General features: G+C 69.0%; 11 protein-coding genes. 3 read left to right on the plus strand and 8 right to left on the minus strand.

Going from position 1 to position 19,203, the window contains the following annotated elements; translation table 11 throughout:
- Window positions 1-14: 14 nt before the first annotated feature.
- The 3 genes from QWL29_RS04705 to QWL29_RS04715 all read right to left on the minus strand — a co-directional run bounded on the left by QWL29_RS04705 (window position 15) and on the right by QWL29_RS04715 (window position 11,693).
- Window positions 15-869 (minus strand): outer envelope protein, encoded by an 855-nt coding sequence (locus QWL29_RS04705; RefSeq protein ID WP_305821727.1) that lies wholly within the window; start codon window positions 867-869, stop codon window positions 15-17.
- Window positions 866-9,550, minus strand: a complete 8,685-nt coding sequence (locus tag QWL29_RS04710; protein WP_305821728.1) for a glycoside hydrolase family 94 protein — start codon at window positions 9,548-9,550, stop codon at window positions 866-868. The genes QWL29_RS04705 and QWL29_RS04710 overlap by 4 nt, the downstream gene beginning before the upstream one ends.
- 178 nt (window positions 9,551-9,728) lie before the next feature.
- The gene (locus QWL29_RS04715; protein ID WP_305821729.1) at window positions 9,729-11,693 is read right to left on the minus strand and encodes an aminotransferase class V-fold PLP-dependent enzyme; all 1,965 of its coding nucleotides are present in this window, start codon (window positions 11,691-11,693) and stop codon (window positions 9,729-9,731) included.
- A 139-nt stretch (window positions 11,694-11,832) separates the two neighbouring features.
- Between QWL29_RS04715 and QWL29_RS04720 the strand changes: the two genes are divergently transcribed.
- From QWL29_RS04720 to QWL29_RS04730, 3 genes are all read left to right on the plus strand, one after another.
- Window positions 11,833-12,318 carry an Lrp/AsnC family transcriptional regulator gene (locus QWL29_RS04720; RefSeq protein WP_305821730.1) on the plus strand — a complete coding sequence of 162 codons (486 nt, stop codon included), beginning with the start codon at window positions 11,833-11,835 and terminating at the stop codon, window positions 12,316-12,318.
- Between the two features lie 80 nt (window positions 12,319-12,398).
- On the plus strand, window positions 12,399-13,544 hold the full coding sequence (locus QWL29_RS04725; protein WP_305821731.1) for a branched-chain amino acid ABC transporter substrate-binding protein: 1,146 nt from the start codon (window positions 12,399-12,401) through the stop codon (window positions 13,542-13,544).
- Between the two features lie 12 nt (window positions 13,545-13,556).
- Window positions 13,557-15,386 (plus strand): DUF885 domain-containing protein, encoded by a 1,830-nt coding sequence (locus QWL29_RS04730; protein ID WP_305821732.1) that lies wholly within the window; start codon window positions 13,557-13,559, stop codon window positions 15,384-15,386.
- A 172-nt stretch (window positions 15,387-15,558) separates the two neighbouring features.
- On the opposite strand, the gene QWL29_RS04735 is transcribed toward QWL29_RS04730, so the two are convergent.
- From QWL29_RS04735 to QWL29_RS04755, 5 genes are all read right to left on the minus strand, one after another.
- The gene (locus QWL29_RS04735; RefSeq protein WP_305821733.1) at window positions 15,559-15,834 is read right to left on the minus strand and encodes a hypothetical protein; all 276 of its coding nucleotides are present in this window, start codon (window positions 15,832-15,834) and stop codon (window positions 15,559-15,561) included.
- A gap of 14 nt (window positions 15,835-15,848) precedes the next feature.
- A complete protein-coding gene (locus QWL29_RS04740; RefSeq protein ID WP_305821734.1) occupies window positions 15,849-16,448 on the minus strand; it encodes a type IV toxin-antitoxin system AbiEi family antitoxin domain-containing protein in 600 nt (199 codons plus the stop codon).
- A gap of 142 nt (window positions 16,449-16,590) precedes the next feature.
- Window positions 16,591-17,964, minus strand: a complete 1,374-nt coding sequence (locus QWL29_RS04745) for a caspase family protein (protein ID WP_305821735.1) — start codon at window positions 17,962-17,964, stop codon at window positions 16,591-16,593.
- Entirely contained in the window at window positions 17,961-18,587 is a 627-nt protein-coding gene (locus QWL29_RS04750) for an anti-sigma factor (RefSeq protein ID WP_305821736.1), read from the minus strand. The genes QWL29_RS04745 and QWL29_RS04750 overlap by 4 nt, the downstream gene beginning before the upstream one ends.
- On the minus strand, window positions 18,580-19,146 hold the full coding sequence (locus tag QWL29_RS04755) for an RNA polymerase sigma factor (protein ID WP_305821737.1): 567 nt from the start codon (window positions 19,144-19,146) through the stop codon (window positions 18,580-18,582). Before QWL29_RS04755 ends, QWL29_RS04750 begins: the two co-directional genes overlap by 8 nt.
- Between the last annotated feature and the right edge of the window lie 57 nt (window positions 19,147-19,203).

Genomic DNA, 19,203 nt, shown 5'->3' on the forward strand with positions numbered 1-19,203 from the left:
GCCTGGCATGGTGCTCAGAAGTGGTATTCGGCGCGCACCATCGGCGTGCTGGCACGCTGGCCGGCGCCGCCCGTGGTAGCGCGCGTATTCCCGAACTTGTTGTTCCAGAACTGGTATTCGAGGCCGACACGGAAGCGGTTCTTCGGCTGGCCGAAGTGGGAACCGACGTCGTACATCAGCGCCATGTCGAGATTGGTCTCGGCGCCGGTGCCGTTGCCGACTTCGTCGCGGCCCTTGGCGGCGATGAAATTCAGGTAGCCCTCGAACGCCAGGCGCTCGGCCACCGGGATGCCCCAGCTCGCGTTCAGCATGGCATGGGTGTCGTAGGTATAGCGTCCGTTCACGTTCGAGATCGGCGGGAAGGCGCCGCTCGGCGCATTCGATTCCTTCAGCAGCAGGATGCTGGTGGTCAGAAAACCCGGCACGTCCCACATCAGCGTCGGCCCGGCCACCAGCATGCGCTTGCGCGAGTTGTAGCCGACGTCGTTCTTGGTGTTCCAGTCGAAGCCGAAAGTAACGCCGACGCCCTTCACCGGGCCGTAGCGCATCTCCGTACCGCGCAGGGCGCCGATATCGAACGTGTGGCGGTAGACGACATAGGCTTCCTGGGCGCCCTCGGACTGGCCGAGCGAGGCCGGGTCGGTCTTGTCGGACTGCAGCAGGTCGACGTTGAAGTAGTTGCTGCCGTACTTGTAGCCGCTGGCGTGGGTCAGCGCGAAGATGTGCTTCTTGATGTGCTCGGGGTTGTAGGGCTCGGCGAAGCGGGTGCCGTAGCGCCAGCTGATGGCCGTGTCGCTCCAGTCGGCGGCGCAGGCAGCGCCGGACAGCAGGAAAGCGGCGGCGCCGGCCGCCAGCGTGGTCGTCTTCATGTGATGGATTTCGATTGGGTTGGTTCGCATGCCGCCGCCATGGCGGGCCCGTGCCGGCGCGGCACCAGCAGCTCGACGCGGTGGCGCTGGCCGTCGTCGGCCAGGTCCAGCACGTTGCCTTCGCGTTCCCGGCCATCGACCAGCAGCGCGCCCGCTTCGGCGAAGCGCACCTCGATCTGGTACACGGTACTGCGATAGCGGTATTCCATGCGGAAGCCCGGCCACCCGCAAGGCAGCTGCGGCGCCAGCACCAATTGATCGCCGGCTTGCCCGGTCTTGCGCCCGCGCTGGTGCGCATGTTCGCATTCGATGCCGAGCAGCGATTCGACGATCAGCCGGTACATCCAGCCAGCCGAGCCAGTGTACCAGCTCCCGCCGGCGCGTCCGATATGCGGCGCCGCGGCGCTGATGCTCTCAGCCGCCACATACGGCTCGAGCCGATAGCGCTGCGCATCGTCGCAGGTCCGGGTGCGCTGCAGCGGATTGATCATGTCCAGCAGGTTCCAGGCGCGTTCGCCCTGCCCCAGGCGCGCAAAAGCCATCGCGGCCCAGGCCGCGGCCTCGTTCGACTGGCCACCGTTCTCGCCCATGCCGGGCGGCCAGGCGCGGATGGCGCCGGGGTCGGGGCCGGCGCCGTCGAAAGGCGGGTCCAGCAGCCGCACCAGGGCGTGCTCGCGCTGCACCAGGTGGGCGTCCAGCGCCGCCATGCTGCGCGCCGCCCGTTCCTCGCTTGCCACGCCGGACAGCACGCTCCAGCTCTGGGTGGCGGCGTCGATGCGGCCTTCCGCGTTGGCCTGCGAACCGAGCGGCGCGCCGTCGTCGAAATAGCCGCGCCGGTACCATTCGCCGTCCCAGCCGTGTTCTTCGAGTCGGCCGGCCAGCACCTGGCCGGCCGCCCGGCAAGTGGTGGCGAAGCCGAAGTCGGCGCGGCGCTCGGCCAGTTCGGCGAAGCGCCCCAGTACCTCGGCCATGAAGAAGCCCAGCCAGACGCTCTCGCCCCCACCCGCGGCGCCGACGCGGTCCAGGCCTTCGCTCCAGTCGCCGCTGCCGATCAGCGGCAAGCCGTGAGCGCCGAAGCGCAGGGCATGGCGGATCGCGCGCACGCAGTGTTCGTACAGGTCGCCCTGCTCGCCAGATTGCGCCGGCGTGCCGACATACGAGGCTTCTGCGTCCTGCAGGGCCGGGCCTTCCAGCCAGGGGATGGATTCGTCCAGCACGGCCATGTCGCCGCTGGCCGCGACATAGCGGCAGGCGGCCAGCGGCAGCCACAGGCAGTCGCTTGAAGATCGCGTGCGCGCGCCGCGCAGGCCTGATGGCTGCCACCAGTGCTGGACATCGCCCTCGACGAACTGGTGCGCCGCCGCCTGCAGCAGCTGTTCGCGCAGCAGTTGCGGGCGGATGTGCACCAGCGCCATGGCATCCTGCAGCCCCTCGCCAAAACCCGTGAAACCCTGGCCCCCCTGGCCGCCTGCCCCCATGCGTCCGGCGATCAGCTGGTAGGGCAGCCAGCCGTTGACGAGCAGGTCGAGCGCCGGGTCGGGCGTGGCGATGCGCAGCGCGCCCAGGGTGGCGTGCCAGTGCTCGCGCAGCCTGTCCAGGGCCGCACCGGCCGCCGCCGCGCCGCGGTGCTGCTGCACGAGCTCGCCCACGTCGTGGACGCCGGCGCTGGCGCCGAGCATGAACACCAGTTCCTTCTGCTCGCCCGGCTGCAGCTCGAACACCAGCTGCAGCGCGGCGCAGGGGTCGCCGCCGGCGCCAAGCGCCCCGGACAGGCCGGCGCGCAGCATGGCGGCCGGCTGCATCGGGTTACGGCCGCGGCCGATGAACTCGATGCGGTCGCAGGTAAAGGCGGCGTTGCCGGCATCGAGGTGGAAGAAGGCGGCGCTGGCGCTGCCGGCATCCTGGGCCAACAAGGCGCCGCTGGCGGCGTCGCGCCCAGTCACCACCTGCGTGCGGGAGGCGCCGAGCGCCCATTCGACATAGCCGGTCAGCGACAGGCGGCGCGGCGCGCTGCTGTCGTTGCGCAGCTTGAACACGCTGTACTTGAGCGGCGCGTCGAGCGGCACGAAGCCGGTGAGTTCGGAATGGATGCCCTGCGCCGTGTGTTCGAATACGCTGTAGCCGAAGCCGTGGCGCGTGGTGTACATGCCGCCAGACGGCGCCGGCAAGGCGGTGGGCGACCAGAACACACCGGTGTGTTCGTCGCGCAGGTAGAAGGCTTCACCGGCGGGGCCGCGCAGCGGATCGGTGTGGCGGGGCGTGAGCTGTAAGGCCGGCGCATCGGTGCGCCAGGTGCAGGCGGCGCCGCTTTCCGACACCACCGAGCCGAAGTGCGGGTTGGCCAGCACATTCGTCCAGGGCGCCGGCGTATGCTGGCCAGGCCCGGTGCGGATATGGTACTCGCGGCCGTCGGCGCTGAAGCCGCCGATGCCGTTGTCGAGCACCAGCTGCGGCGGTGCCGGCTCGGGCGTGCGCACGGTCCAGGCCTCGGGCTGCGGGTCGGGTTGCAGGGCGGGCGGCAGCGTGCTCCTGGCCGTCTCCGCGCGGCGCAGCTGGTCGCGCAGGCTGCCGCCACCGTCGCGCAGCGCGACGCTTGCCGCCGCCTGCAGCGCCGCCTGTTCTTCCTGCGCCAGCTGGTCGACCGAGAACACGTACACGCCGCCGGGGCAGGCGACTGCCTGCGCATCGACACGCGATGCAACCAGGTTCCTGGCCTGGTCGTGCAAGGCGGCGTCCGTGCTGTCCAGCCAGAGCACGAGGTCCGCGTGCAGGCCTTTCATGCGCCACCAGGCATGGGCCTGCAGCAGCTGGCAGGCGAAGTCCAGGTTCGCCGCGTCGCCGACGCTGGCCAGGACCAGCGGATGCGTGCCGGAGATGCCGCAGCGCTGCAGGCCTGACCGGCTTGCTCCATTGCTGGCGACGGCCGGTTCGGCGCGCAGCGCGCGCTGCGGATACAGCCGCTGTGGATACAGCAGGAAACCGGCCAGGCGCGCATACAGCTCGGCCTCGGCTTCGCTGGCGCCGAGCTGGCGCAGCAGGGCCTGATTCCAGGTCCAGGCCAGCTCAGGAACGGCGTCGGCCGTATCGCGATCCTGGTATTTTTGCACCAGACGCAGGGCTGCCTCGCGCGTCGCGGCGGCGCCCAGCACCAGGTCGGCCGTGGCTTCTTCGCCGGGCGCCAGCGCCAGCACGCGCCGGATCGCAAGGGCCGGCTCGGGCACGAAGCCGGCATGGCCGCCGAGGGCGCCGCCGTCGCGCACGGCGACCGGCAGCCCGTGGCCGGCGCCGGGTCCGAGGAAGTGGGCGCGGCTGGCCTCAAAAGAGGCGTCGGTCCCGTTCTCGGCCCGCATCAGGTGCAGCAGCCAGGGTGTTTGCTCTCCCGGCTCACGCGGCCGGCGCGTGCACAGGATGGCGCCGTGATCGGGCAGGATTTCGCTCTGCACGAAGACCGGGTCGGCTGCGGCCACGGACGGCGCCAGGGCCACCTCCGCGTAACTCGTCAACTCGATGGTACGTGCGCGCCCGGAGACGTTGCGGATGCGCAGGCGGCGCAGCATGACGTCGTCTTCCGGCGCCACCACGATTTCGGTGGCGAGCTCGATGCCGTGGTCGCGCCGGCGCAGCGTCACGCTCTCCTGTGCGAACACGGCCTCGTACTGCTCGGGTTCGGCCAGCACCGGCCGCCAGGCATCGGTCCAGACCGCGCCGCTGTCGACGTCGCGCAGGTAGCAGACCAGGCCGCCCTCCTCGCTCGCCGCATCCGCACGCCAGCGCGTCAGGTCGACATCGTGCCAGCGATTCCAGCCGGCGCCGTCGCCCGTCACCAGCGCGTGGTAGCGCCCGTTCGACAGCAGCTGTACTTGCGGCTGGGCCGCACCCGGACGCGTGAGGGAACGGACCGACGGCGGCGTGCGCACGGCCCCGGTCTCGTGGCGGGCCGCCCTGAAGGCGCCCGCCGCCGGCACGCGTTCCTGCAGCAGCGGCAGCGCCGCCCGGCACTGTGGGTCGGCCGCGAAGCGCTGCCGCATCGGGCCGCCGTGCAGCAGGCAGGATAGCGCCAGCAAGCCCATGCCCTGGTGCCGGGCCGTGAAGGCGCGCACCACGGCCTGGCGGCGGCCGCGCGGCAGGCGGGCGGCGGTGCAGTCGAGCGCCTCGTAGAAACCGTATTCGCCCAGGCAGCCCAGCTGCGCCAGGCGTTCCAGGTTGGCGCAGGACGCCTCCGGTTCCACCATCAGGCCCAGCATCGCCGCGTAGGGCGCTGCCACCAGGTCTTTATCCAGGCCGCGCCGCAGGCCCATGCCGGGCGCGCCAAAGGCACGGTTTTCGTAGTGCAGCGCGGCGTCGACGGCGTGGCAGGCGGATGCGGCCATCCCCCAGGGCATGGCGTGGCGGCGCGCATGCTCGGCCTGGACCCGCACCGCCGCGCGGCAGCTGCGCTCGAGCAGGGTGCCGTCCCAGGACGGCATCACCAGCAGCGGCGCCAGGTATTCGTCCAGCCCGCCGCTCCAGGACTGCAGCAGCTGCTCCCGGCCGACAAAGGCCAGCGGGCGGCCCAGGGCTTGCCAATGCGATGGCGGCAGCTGGCCCTGGGCGATGCCGAGAAAGCTGGCCAGGCGCGCTTCCGACGCCAGCAGCGCATGGCTCTCGCTGTCCAGGCGCTCCTCGGCGACGTGGTAGCCGACCGCCAGCAGGCCTTCCTTGCGCCGGTACAGCAAGCCGAAGTCCATGGCGCCGAAGGCGCGCGCCTGGCCGGCCAGCGCGGCGATTTCGTCCAGCCGCGCACGTGCCGTGGCCACGCCTTCTTCCACCAGGGCGGCCAGTGCGCGTGCAGAACCGTTGCCACTGCCGCCACTGCCAGCGGTCGGCGTGAACGCGGCCAGTTCGCGCAGTGTCGGGATGCGCGTCAGGCTGGCGTCGAGCACGTATTCGTGCACGGCGCGCATCCACGGCGCCAGCGCCAGCAGGTCGGCCTGGGCTGCGCGGCACTCGCCGTCCAGGCGCTCGCACCAGGTACGCAGGAGCGGGTCGGCATCCTCGGGCAGGGCTGCGCACAGCGCCGCGGCTGCACTGGCGGCCGCGCCCAGGCAGTCGGCCAGGCCCGGCAGGGTGTCGGCGTTGCGGCAGCTATCCGAGCCGAGCGCCGTGCGGCAGGCCGCCAGCGCTGCGCCACCCGTGGCCTGCGCCTGCGGCAACTCGTCGATCACCTGCAGCGTGGCGCGTGCGCCGGCAAGAAAGCGCACACCGGCGATCGGCTGGTCGGCCAGCTGTTCCAGGCCCACGGCCAGGGTCAGCAGGTGGCCGGCCAGGTTGCCGCTATCCGCCGTCGAGATGTAGGTCGGCTGCAGCGGCGCCAGGGTGCGCGTGTCGTATCCGGTATAGAAGTGGCCGCGGTGGCGCTCGAGCAGCGCCATGCTGTCGAAACCGGCGCGCACCCGCGCCAGCAGCGCGGAAGCCGGGATGAAGCCGAAATCCCAGGCCGCCAGGCTGGCCAGCAGCCCGAGGCCGATGGCGCCGGGCGAAGTGCGCGGCGTCACCATCGTGTGCGGGTGTTCCTGCAGGCTGTCGGGCGGCAGCCAGTTGTGCTGCGGGCCGGCCTGGGTTTCGAAGAAGCTCCAGGTGCGGCGCGCGATCCGGGCCAGGAACAGGGTCTGCGCCTCCGACATGCGTGGCGTGCGGCGCACGGCGGGCAGGCTGACCCACCAGGCCAGGATCGGCGACAGGAACCACAGCAGCAGCAAGGGCGCGGCGGCGAACAGCGCGAACGGATGGGCAAAGGTCAGCAGCAGCGCGGTGCCCACCGCCAGCGTCGGGGCAAACCACATGTTGCGCCAGTTCGCTTCGAGGTCGAGGCTGGAGCGCGCCAGGCTGGGCGCTTTCCATTCCAGCAGGCGGCGCCGCGAGACCAGCATGCGCCAGCTGCTGCGCGCGATGGCGTCCAGGCTGTACCAGGCTTCGTGCGGCAGGAAGGCGGTGCGCATCACCGCATGGCTGAGCGCATTGCGCGCGCCGCGCCACCAGTTGGCCAGGTGCTGGCGCCACAGCATGTCGTGCGGCCGGTCGCCCCAGGCGATGAACATGCCGAGGAAGGCCGGCAGGAAGAACACCGCCAGCGCCGCCGCGCTCCAGAACGCGGGTTCGGGCAGCAGCGACCAGCACAGCACCAGGGTGGCGGCCAGGGTCGGCGCCACCAGGCTGCGGCGCAGCCGGTCGAACAGCTTCCAGCGCGCCAGCGGCGGCAAGGGGTTGGTCACGCGCTTGCCGCCTGGCGCGGGGACGCGCGTGCGCAGCCAGCCGGCCAGTTGCCAGTCGCCGCGGAGCCAGCGGTGGCGGCGGCCGACGTCGTCGCTGTAGCGCGCCGGGCAGGTTTCGTGCACCTCGACCGCGCCGGCCAGGCCGGCGCGCAGGTAGCAGCCCGCCAGCAGCTCGTGCGACAGCACCCGGCCTTCCGGCACCGCGCGGCCCAGCACGCGCTCCCAGGTGTCGACTTCGTAGATGCCCTGGCCGCTCCAGTCGCCCGCGCCGAACAGGTCCTGGTAGATATCGGATGCGCTGCGCGCGCCGGCGCTGGCCACCGGCGCGCCGCCGTGCAGGCGTTCGTAGCGCGAGGCGTCGGCGGCCGGCAGCGCAGGCGTCACGCGCGGCTGCAGCAGGCCGTGGCCGGCAATCACGCGACTGCCGCTGGCATCGAGCAGCGGCCGGTTCAGCGGGTGCGCCATGGCGGCCACCAGCTGGCGCCCGGCGTCGCGCGGCAGCTGGGTGGCGGGGTCGAGCAGGATCACGTAGCGCACCGCGCCCAGGTTGTCGGTTGCGCCTTCGATCACGGCGAAGGGTGTGCGTGTGCCGCCGCGCAGCAGCGCATGCAGGTCGGCCAGCGCGCCGCGCTTGCGTTCGCGGCCGATCCAGGCGCCCTCGCCTTCGCTCCAGCTGCGGGCGCGTTGCAGCAGCAGGAAAGGAGCGCTGTTATCGGCACCGGCATCGGCGCCGTAGCGCGCGTTCAGGGCGGCGATGGCGGCGCGCGCCTGCCCGGCCAGGCCGGCATCCTCGAACATGGTTTCGCGCGGTGCATCGGCGCCGTCGGCGAGCAGGCAAAAGCGCAGCTGCGGGTCGCGGTTGGCCAGGTAGCGCACCTCCATGCCGGCGCACAGGGCGGCGATCTTGTCCGCGCTGTCGAGCAGTGCCGGCACCACCACCAGCGTCTGGGCATCGGGCGGGATGCCGGCGCCACAATCCATGCGCGGCAGCGGCTGCGGACGCACCAGGCGCGCCGTCATCAGGTTGACCAGCACCAGCGCCAGCTGGCTGGCGCCGAACACGGACAGCACGGCCAGCGCCAGCAGCAGCGGCATGCCGGCGCCGTCGAGGTAGGCGTGCACCAGCAGCGAGGCCGTGAACAGCAGCGTAAAGGCGCCGACCGCCCCCAGCCAGGACAGCAGCGGCCGGCGCCGCGCCGCCTGGCGCAAACCGGGCAGCACGCCGGCGCGCATGCGCAGCCGGGCGCGCAGGGCCGGCTGGCCGTCGCCGACCAGGTAATGGCCGACGTGGCGCCGGCGCGCATCACCTTCGGCCTCGGCTTCGTGTTCGGGAACGGCGCCGGCCAGGGCCAGGGCCTCGGCCGCCACCTCGGTTTCGCTGTGCAGGGACTGGCCCGCCAGCCGCGCCACCGCCTGGCGGTAGTGCTCGCGCGTGGCGGCGTCCATGCGACCGTAGGCGCCGCAGGGGTCGAGGCGCAGCGTGTGCTCGACCGCGCTCATGGTTTCGACGAATTCGCCCCAGTCGATGGCGGCCACCAGGCGCAGGCTGGCGATGCTGTTCGCAACCGATGCGCCGTCGGCGGCCTGGCCGGCGTCGTCCAGCCGCAGCTGGGCCTCGATGTTTGAGCCTTCGTCGGCCAGGCGTGCGCCGGTCCAATCGATCACCTGCGCCAGGGCGCCATCCCGGCCCTGCAGGCGGCGCGCCAGCTCGGCGACAAAGGCTGCGTCGAGCTGCACCGCGCGCGCCATGTCGGCCACCAGCAGGACCAGGTCGCCGGGGCGCTGGCCGGCCGTGGCGATCATGCGCTCGGCCCAGCCTCCGGCCAGCGCACGCTGCACGCGCTGGCGGTCGAGGCGCGCGGCGATGCGGCGCAGGTTGTCGACCAGCGCCAGGCGCAGCATCACCGGCATCGCCCACAGCTCGTCCAGCACCAGGGGCGCGCCTTCCTGGTAGGCCGCGACGAAGCGCGCCAGGCTTTCCTGTTCCAGCCGGCCGTCGCCGTGCGACACGATTTCCAGCGCCAGCTGGTAGACGCGCGGCGCGCCGCCTGCCAGGCGCGGCAAGGCGCGGCTGCGCGCCGGCGGCAGCAGGTGCCGCGCGGCGCGCACGTGTTCGTCGACCAGGTAAAGATGATCGAGCAGGCAGGCGGCGCCGGGCGCCAGCGCTTCCCCGGACCTGGCGGCGCGCGCCAGGGCGGCGCCGGCCTGGGCGATGGCGGCGGCGTTCGCGGCTAGGCGCACCAGCAGGCGGTCCGGCGTGTCTTCCTGCGCCAGCTCATGGCGTGCGGCGAGCTGGCGGCCGTGCACCGCCATCTGCGCCGCGCCGAACAGCTCCGCGCGCAGGGGCGCCTCGTCCGCGCGGTCGTACTCGCGGACAGGGTCATGCCCCGCGCGCAGGGCGGCGGGAAGGAGATGCGGTTCTTCGGTCAACAGTGGCCTCGAGTACGAATATAGGCGCCGCCCGTCGAGTCCGAAGACAGGACAGGCGGCGCACGTGTCAAGGCATGCTAGAAGAACATCTGATGAGAAACCGTGCGCTAACGTACGCTGTGTTTCCGCAGGGCGGGCCAGTTGCTCCCTGTTTGCGCTCCGTTGAGCCCAGTTGCGCTCAATTACCTAGCAGGGCCAGCCCACCGGCAAGGTGCCAGACACGCTCGCGTCCCAGTCCCTGCAGGCATTGCAGCGCCTTCAGGCTGCGGTTGCCGCTGCGGCAGAAGAACAGCAGCGGACGCGCTTCGTCGCGCAGCCAGGCTGCATATTCGGCCAGGCGCGACAGCGGCAGGCTGTAGGCGGCGCGGCCCTGCAGCATCGGCGCGCCGGCCGCGTGCTCGCAGGCTTCGCGCACGTCGATCAGGAGCGCATCCGGGTGCTCGGCAAAGAAGTGTTTCAGGTGGCGGCGCGCCAGTTCGGCGGGCTTCTGTTCCACCGGCGGCGCCTGGATGCCCGCAGGCAGGCAGACGATGGCGCCGCCGGCGTCATGCGCATCCGCCGGCGTGTGCGCGAACAGCAGGCGCGCCTGGCGCAGCACGCCGTCGTCAAGCGCGCCGAGCAGGTAGCCGCCGCCAGGACGCCGCACCAGCACGTCGCGCCCCAGGCGGAGCGCCGCGGCCGGCGCGCCGTCGGCCAGGCGCACCGTTTCGCCATCGGCCGGCCAGGCGCCGGCATCCACATCCGCATCGACCTGTGTGCACAAGGCTTCGGCACCGGGGCCGAGCGCTGCGCGCAAGCGGTAGCCGTGCCGCTGCAGCAGGGCCGCGGCGGTATCGGCCTGCGTCCCGGGCACGTCGATCGCCACGCAGTCGCCGCCTTCCGGGTCGAACACCAGCCAGCCGCCGTCAAGGCCGCAGTGGTACACGCCGGCGCGCCCGGCGCCGGAAGGCGAAGCCGCCAGCGGCTGCCTGCGCAGCGCTTCTCCGCAACGCGCGATGCGCGCGCAGGCCGCATCGACAAAGGCCTCGTCCAGCAGCGGCCCGACCGACAGGCGCACCGCGTTCGCGCAGCGCCAGGCCGGCAGCGCCATCGCCTCCAGCACATAGCTCGGCGCCGCCTTGGCCGCCGAGCAGGCGGAACCCGCGCTGACGCGGATGCCGGCGGCGTCGAACAAATCGAGCAGGGCCTTGCCGGACAGGCCGGGCACGGCGAAATTGAGCGTGGTCGGCAGCGCGTGCTCGAAGGGGGTATTGAATGCGATCGCCGGGAAGGCCGCGTGCAGGGCCGCCGCCAGGCGTTCGCGCACGGCCAGCAGCTGCGCGTGGCTGCGGAAGGTGCAGCCCTCTTCCAGCGCGCGCAGGACGGCGCCGAGGGCGGCGATGCCGGCCATGTTCTCGGTGCCCGAGCGCTGCCCGGCTTCCTGGCCGCCGCCGCACATCAGCGGCGTGAACGGCGCGCCCGCGCGCACGTACAGCATGCCGATGCCCTTCGGCGCATACAGCTTGTGGCCGGAGAACGGCGCGTAGTCGATGCGGGTGCGCTCCAGCGCCAGGGGCAGCTTGCCGAGCGCCTGCACGCAGTCGACCATCCACAGCGCCGGGCTGGCGGTCTGTTCCAGCACCGCCGCGATGCCGTCCAGGTCGGACACCACGCCGCTTTCGTTGTTGGCCGCCATGGTGCACAGGAAGGCCGTGCGCGGCGCCAGTTCGCGCAGCACATCGAGGCGGTGGCGGCCATCGCCGTCGACCGGCAGCGCCTGCAGGGTGAGGTCGGTGCCGAGGATGCGGTTCCAGTGCGCCAGGCTTTCCGGCACGGCCTTGTGCTCGGTGGCGCCGTACAGCAGCAGGTCGCCGCAAGCCTGGCCGGCGGCGCGCCGTTCGCGCACCGCGCACAGGGCCGACAGCACCGCGGTCTGGATGCCCTCGGTGGCGCCGCTGGTGAACATCACCCTGCCCGTCTCCGCACCCAGCACGCGCCGCGCCCGCGCCCGCGCATCGTCGAGGATCAGGCGCGCGCGCAGGCCGGCCGCATGGCTGCTGCTCGGATTCCCGAAATCGATCTCGAGGGCGGCGTGCGCCGCGGCGATGGCGGCCGTCAGCACGGGCGATGTGGCATTGGCGTCGAGGTAGAGTTCGGGGACCATAATAAAAGTGAAATATCGGGCGGAGATCGTGTTATTGTTTAGCAATATGGTACGAATTTGTATAGAAGTGTTCGTTCTTAATTCGTTTCTATATCTCCAAAACTAAGTATGTTTGTTCTAATAGTGACATATAAATAGAATGAATTCACTAGACAAATTTGATTGTGCCATTCTGGCAGCGCTGCAGGCGGATGCAACGCTGTCGATCTCGGGCCTGAGCGAAAAAGTAGGACTGTCGAGCACCCCGTGCTGGAAGCGCGTCAAGCGCCTCGAGGAAGATGGCTACATCGAAAGCCGGGTCACGATCGTCAACCGCCAGAAGGTCGGGCTGCCGGTCACGGTGTTCGTCAGCGTGCGCACCCGCGAGCACGACGAAAAGTGGCTCGAGCGCTTTGCCGCCGCCGTCACCGCCCTGCCCGAAGTGCTCGAGTTCCACCGCATGAGCGGCGACGTCGACTACCTGCTGAAAGTCGTCACCACCGACATCGAAGGCTACGACCGCTTCTACAAGAAACTGATCAAGGCCGCGCAACTGAGCGGCGTGTCCTCGGCCTTCTCGATGGAGCAGATCAAGTACACCACCGCGCTGCCGCTGGAGCTGATCGCGCACGGCCTGCCGGCCTGAATCTCCGGCCCCGAAGGTCTGGAGGACCTGGCTCTTTTCATGCGATGATTGCAGCTGTTCGCAATCAAGGAGACAGGCTGATGCCATCGAAAATGAACATGGCGCCACTGGCGCTGGCCGCGCTGCTGTGCGTATCGACGACCATGACGAATGCCGCGCTGGCGCAGGAACAGGTCGTGAAAATCGGCGTGACCGGGCCGCTCTCGGGCGCCAATGCCTTTGCCGGCAAGGACAACGAAAACGGCGTGCGTTTGGCGGTGGAAGACCTCAACGCGCAGAAGATCAAGGTGGCCGGCAAGACCGTGCGCTTCGAGCTGCAATCCGAAGACGACGCCGGCGACCCGAAGCAGGGCGTGACGGTGGCGCAGAAACTGGTCGACGGCGGCGTCAAGTTCGTCCTCGGCCCCTACAATTCGGGCGTCGCGATTCCCGCATCGCGCGTCTACAACGAAGCCGGCGCATTGATGTCGACGGTCGGCACCAATCCCAAGATCACCCAAAGCGGTTATAAAACCGTGTTCCGCACCGTCGCCAGCGACGCCCAGGTGGGCGGCTCGATGGCCAGCTACGCGGCCAAGGAACTGAAGCTCAGGAACGTCGGCGTGATCGACGACCGCACGGCTTTTGGCACCGGCATTGCGGCCGAATTCAAGCGCCAGGCGCAGGCCGCCGGCATGAAGGTCGCGGGCCACGAATTCACCAACGACAAGGCGAGCGATTTCGCCGCCATCCTGACCTCGCTGCGTGCGAAGAAAGTGGACGCCATCTTCTTCGGCGGTTATGCGCCGCAGGCCGCGCCGATGGCGCGCCAGATGAAGGCGCTCGGCCTGAACGTGCCGCTGCTCGGCGGCGATACCCTGTGCAGCCCGGAGATGGCCAAGCTCGGCGGCCCGGCCGTCGGCGAGAACGTGCGCTGCGCCCAGGCCGGCGCCATCATCGCCAGGCAGCCCGGCGGCCCGGCCTTCCTCGACAAATACAAGGCGCGCTTCAAGCGTGAGCCGGACGTGTACGCGCCCTCCTTCTACGACCAGACCATGTTCATCGCCCAGGGGATGAAGACGGCCAATTCCTTCGACCCGGCTGCCGTGGCACAGCAGCTGCGCAGCCAGAGCTACGCGGGCGTGGTCGGCACCTACGGCTACGACGACAAGGGCAACCTGAAGAAAACCACCGTCACCGTCTACACCTTCAAGAATGGCGCACTGGCGCCGCTGGCCAGCTATTAAGGAATCATCGTCATGACCCAGTTGTTCAAGCTCGGCGCGTTTGCCGCCGCGGCCCTCATCGCCTGCGCTCCAGCCCTGGCCGCAGGACCGGCTGAAAATCAGGCCGCAACACCCGTTACCAAGCAGGCCGCTGTCAACCCGCAAGCCGGCAAGACGCTTAACAAGCTCGCCGACGAATACTACGACGCCATCGCGCGCTTCGATCCGGTGTCGGCGGGCGAAAGCGGCGACAACCGTTTCATCGACCAGATCGGCATGACGATCGCGCCGCAAGAACGGGCTAAACAGTTTGCACGGTATAAAGCGTTCCAGAAGCGCCTGCACGCCATCAAGCGCGACGGCCTGAGCCCGCGCGACCAGACCAGCTACGACATCCTCGACTACGAGCTGGCCACCGCGCTGCGCTTCGAGCCCTTCCCCGAGTACCTGCTGCCGATCAACCAGATGGACAGCATGCCGGTCACGCTGGCCAACTATGCCAGCGGCCAGGGCGCCCAGCCATTGTCGAACGTGAAGGACTACCGCGCCTACGCCAGCCGCCTGGCCCAGCTCGGCCCATGGATCGACCAGGCAATCGCCAACATGCGCGAAGGGATCAAGCGCGGCATCACCTATCCGAAGTCGGTGATGGGTTCCGCCCTGCCCCAGTTCAAACAGCTGGTGGCCGCCACGCCGGAAGACAGCATCTATTACGCGCCGGTGAAGAACTTCCCGGCTGGCTTCTCGGACGCGGACAAGCGCCAGCTCACCAAGCTGTATGGCGACACCATCGCCGGCAAACTGAATCCTGCGCTGGCGCGCCTGTCGACCTTCCTGGAAAAGGAATACCTGCCCGCCGCGCGCACCAGCACCGGCTGGGACGCCCTGCCGAACGGCGCCGAATGGTACAAGGTACGGGTGGCGAGCCAGACCACGACCAGCCTCACGCCCGAGCAGATCCATGAGATCGGCCTGAAGGAAGTGGCGCGCATCCAGGGTGAATACGGCCGCACCGGCCCGAAGATGGGCTACAACGGCCCGGCCGCCGGCCTGCCGGCCTGGGTGTCGCAGCAGGCGAAGTACAAGCCCTTCAAGACCGAACAGGAAGTGATCGACGTCTACCGCAAGCTCGACGCCCAGCTGCGCACGAAGCTGCCGGCGATGTTCAACCTGATGCCGAAGTCACCGCTCGATTTGCGCCTCGAGCCTGAGCTGAGCCGCGCCACGGCATCCGACCACTACACCCCGCCGGCGGTGGACGGCTCGCGTCCGGGCGTGTTCTGGTCGGTGGTGAACGACCCGACACAGTACGGCAGCACCGGCATGGTCACCCTGTTCCTGCACGAGGGCCAACCGGGCCACCACTTCCACATCGCCCTGCTGCAGGAACTCGGCTTACCGAACTTCCGCAAGTTCGGCGGCAACAACGCCTTTACCGAAGGCTGGGCGCTGTACGCCGAGACCCTGGGCAAGGACATGGGCCTGTTCGACAAGCCGGAAGATTACTTCGGCCACCTGAACGACGAAATGCTGCGCGCGGCGCGCCTGGTGGTGGACACCGGCATGCACACCAAGGGCTGGTCGCGCGAGCAGGGCATCAAGTATTTTTCCGAGACACTGGGCTACAGCGAAGCGGATTCGCGCGCGCAGATCGAGCGCTACATGGTGTGGCCGGGCCAGGCGCTGGGCTACAAGATCGGCGCGCTGAAGATCATTGAGCTGCGCCGCCGCGCGGAGAGCGCCCTGGGGCCGAAGTTCGATGTGCGCGCCTTCCACGACATCGTGCTGGGTGAAGGGACGCTGCCGCTGTCGCTGCTGGAGGCGAAGGTGGACCGGTGGATTGCGGAGAGCAAGCAGTCCTGATGCGAAGGTGGGCGATGCCCACCTTTTTTACACCTGCGTCATGCAGCGCGCCGCACTGAAGCTACCGGTCTGCGCGACCTGTCAACACTGCCAGGACGTCAGACTGAACCAACACTTCGCTCGCCGGCTCTTGATGAAGATTGCTGCGACAGGGTTACGCCTTGCGGAAAATTTACCGCCATGGTCCTCCATCTGCCCAGTGCTGGCTGCCTACGCTGCCAGCCAAAACGGGAAGCAGAAAAACCTTCAGTTCTTCGACTACATCGGATAAATCCGCGGCCTCAAGCTTGTTCTTTCTAATAAAGCCGCGCCATTGCGACAGTTTGGATACGTCCTGGCTGAATGCATCAGCCAAGCCGATCGGCTGCAAGTCGACTTCCGTTTGCCGACGCTCCAGTGTTGCCTTCAGCGCCAGCTGGATGAGCCGGGCCAGAACCGACTGCGGCATGTTACTTGTCCCGTTCAAACAAGCGACTCCAGATAAGGACGCATGATTTTCTCGACCCTGCAAACCTTACCGAAATGGTAAAGCTCGCGCATCGTCACGCGCTTTTCACGCAATGCCTCGCGCAACGCCTCGATGCCGATATCGACGCCGATCTTGTTGCGGTACTTGAAGCAATCGGCAATTGTCTTTGCAATACCGTAGACCTTGATGGCCTGTCCGGCCACCTCATGCCGTTCGACGCCTTCCATGAGCGCCGCGCCTGAGTACCAGGCAATCCTGACCGGGGGATAGTCGATCTTCGGGACACGTGCCTTGTTGGGCAGTGCCAGCCAGACTTCGAAGGGCGACTGGGTAGTCAGCTTGTGAAACCGCAGGGCAGTCAGCAGGCAGAAGACACCCTGTGCGTTGTAGGCGGCAAGGTCGACCAGACTGTCCAGTTCCGTGCTAGGCCTGTTAGGGACTGCATACAGGCCGCGTGCGATGCGCGTGATATCGCCTTGACGCACCAGACGCGTCAGCGCCATACGCGACAGGCCGGCGTCGATGGCATCCTTCGCCCGGAAGGCTGGTTTATTGACAGCTTGCAGCGCGGTAGGCAGGAGCTGGGTATTCATGCGCCTATTGTTGCATATCGTCGGTAAATGTCAATATCTACCGACGTTTTGCAACGTCACTGCCTCATCACGTCAATCTCATCCAACGGCGGGGAAAGTCCGCAGTGGAAACTGTGCTCCCGAAACCGCTCGGTATCTGCCCTTACTGCCCTGTCTTCGGCTGCATCTTCCCCTGCTTCATCATCGTCGCGTTGCTGTCCATGATCGTCCCCCACAGCGCCTTGACCGATTCCGGTGTCGGATTCTGCTGCATGCGCAGCTGGGCCAGATCGATGCGGGCACGTGGATAGCGCGCCTGTGCCGCCTTTTCCAGCCAGACGATGGCCTCGTCACGCGCCTGCGCTGTGCGGTCCGCATACAGCATCTCGCCCAGCTCGGTCTGCGCCACCGGGAAGCCCAGCCGCGCCGCTTTCAGGAACCAGCCCTTGGCCTGCGCCCTGGCCTGCCGGCGCGCCGCACCGCCCTGGCCCGCATCCTGCAAGGCGGCCAGCCCCAGCGTCGTCATCGCCACCACATTCCCCTTGCCGGCCTGGCGCCGCAGCAGCGCCATCTCGTTGCTGTCCGCCGCATGCGCGCGCGCTTCCAGTTCGTGATCGAGCCCGGTCCAATCTGACTCGTCCATGTCGCGGTACCAGGCGTCGTTGCCGGTGCTGCCGATCGAGCCGATGCCGCGCGAGCGGCCGGCCCCGGCAGCGATGCGCGAAGGCATAGGCGCCGCCCCCGGACGCCAGCCCGGCGGCGGCAGGAAGTAGAAATCGCCGGCCAGGGAGGATTCGAACCAGGGCTGCTGGTCTTCGCGCGTCTGGCGCCGCACCTGGTCCGACAGCGTGCGGAACAGGGTCTCGGCCGGCAGCCCGCGCTGGGTCAGCAGCCTGGCCAGGGTCTCGGTATAGATGCTGTGGCGGCGACCGGTGCCGTCCTCGGCCAGCTGGCCCGGTGCCGTGGAATACGCCACCAGGGTGCCGCGCGCGGCGCTGGACGGCGCCAGGCCCAGGTTCTCGAAGCTGCGCAGCTTCACCGGCTTCACCGGCTGGAAGGGATTGTTGCGGCAGGCGTCGAGGATCATCACGTTTACCGACGACTTCGACAAGGCCAGCCTTTCGTGCAGGGCCTGCAGCGGAAAGGCGCGTTGTTTTACACCCTCTTCGCCGGTGACGACCATGTCGACCGGCAGCAGGTAGTTCTCGCCCTTGATCTGCATGCCGTGGCCGGCGTAGTAGACAACGGCCGACGCGCCGGCCGGCAGCCGCTCGGCGAAGCTGCGCGTGGCGTCGAACATGCCGCTGCGCGTGAGGTCGGTCTTCAGGGTCACGTCGAAGCCAGCCTGGCGCAGGCTGTCGGCGACCAGCTGGGCGTCGGGCCGCGTGTTCGGCAGGCTGTTGGCGCCGTAGTTGCCGTTCCCGATCACCAGCGCGTAGCGGTTGGTGATGGACGCCGGCGCCTGCGTCTTCGGTTGCGCCCCTGCCGGCGCCAAGGCCAGCAGCAGCGTCAACGCAAGGAAGAAGCGCCGCATCATTCCTGCTCCAGCACGAGCACGTCGTCGACCAGGTTCGAGCGCAGCAGGGCGGCACGCACGGCCTCGATGCGCTTGCGGTCGTCGACCACGAGCCAGAATTCGCCGCCGCTGCCCGGTCCCCAGACGATCTGGCAGCGCTGTCCCTGCAGCAGTTCGACCAACTGCGCCATGCTGGCGTTGGCGCTCACCACGATCTTCAGGTTGGCCGCGCGCTGCGACGTGGCCAGCGAGCGGGTTATGGGTTCCTCAAACGGGCGCGTGACCACGCCGAGGTTCATCACCGTTTGCAGTCCCAGCAGGGCGATGACGAAGCCGAGCGCCGGCGAGAAGCCCCAGCTCGCGGCCCAGTCGCGCCAGCTGCGTTTCTGCGGCTTTTGCTCTTCGGCGCGCGCTGCGGCCAGGCGCTTCTGGAATTGATCGAAGCCGGCCATCGGGTCGCGCTCTTCCACGTGCTGGCGCGCCGCACCGGCCAGCGCCTGCGCGAAGGCCAGTTCATCGCGTGCTTCGGCATCGAGCGCCAGAAACGCCTCGACCTCGGCCCGTTCGCCTTCCGGCAGCGTGCCGTTGATATAAAAGGGCAGCGCCGCCCGGAAGCTGGCGCGTGCCTGTGCCTTGTCATCCATTCAGTTCTCCTCCGAAGCCGCCACCAAAGGCCCGTTCCAGGCACTCGCGCACGCGGCGCCGCGCATGGAACAGGCGCGATTTCACCGTCCCTTCCGGCACGCCGGTGCGCGCCGCCACTTCATCCAGTCCGCACTCTTCCACCGCGCTCCAGTACAGCGCCTCGCGCTGGCTGTCCGGCAGCCGGTCCATGCATTCGACCAGCGCCGTACCGCGCTCGCGCTCCTCGATCAGTTCCAGCACGCCCCAACCCGGCGCGGCGGCGCCGTCGATGGCGTCGGGGTCCTCGACAAACACCTCCTCGCGCCGTCCCTTACGGCGGCGCCAGTCGGCCACCTTGTTGCGCGCGATGCCGCACAGCCAGGTCGAGAACTCCGACACGCCGGTATACGCATCGGTCTTGCGGAAAGCCACCAGCAGGGTGTCGCTGACGATCTCCTCGACCGCATGCGGGTCGTCCCACACCTGCGCACGCACGTAGCCATACACGAGGGGCTGGTAGGCCGCATACAGCCTGGCCGACGCTGTATCGTCGCCACGCGCGATCTGGTTCAACAGCATTCGCACTTCATGGCGGGGAAGGTTTCGCATTGTTCGTGAAAAAAATTTGAAAAAAGA

Source organism: Massilia brevitalea, assembly GCF_030711405.1.
Taxonomy (GTDB): domain Bacteria; phylum Pseudomonadota; class Gammaproteobacteria; order Burkholderiales; family Burkholderiaceae_D; genus Telluria; species Telluria brevitalea.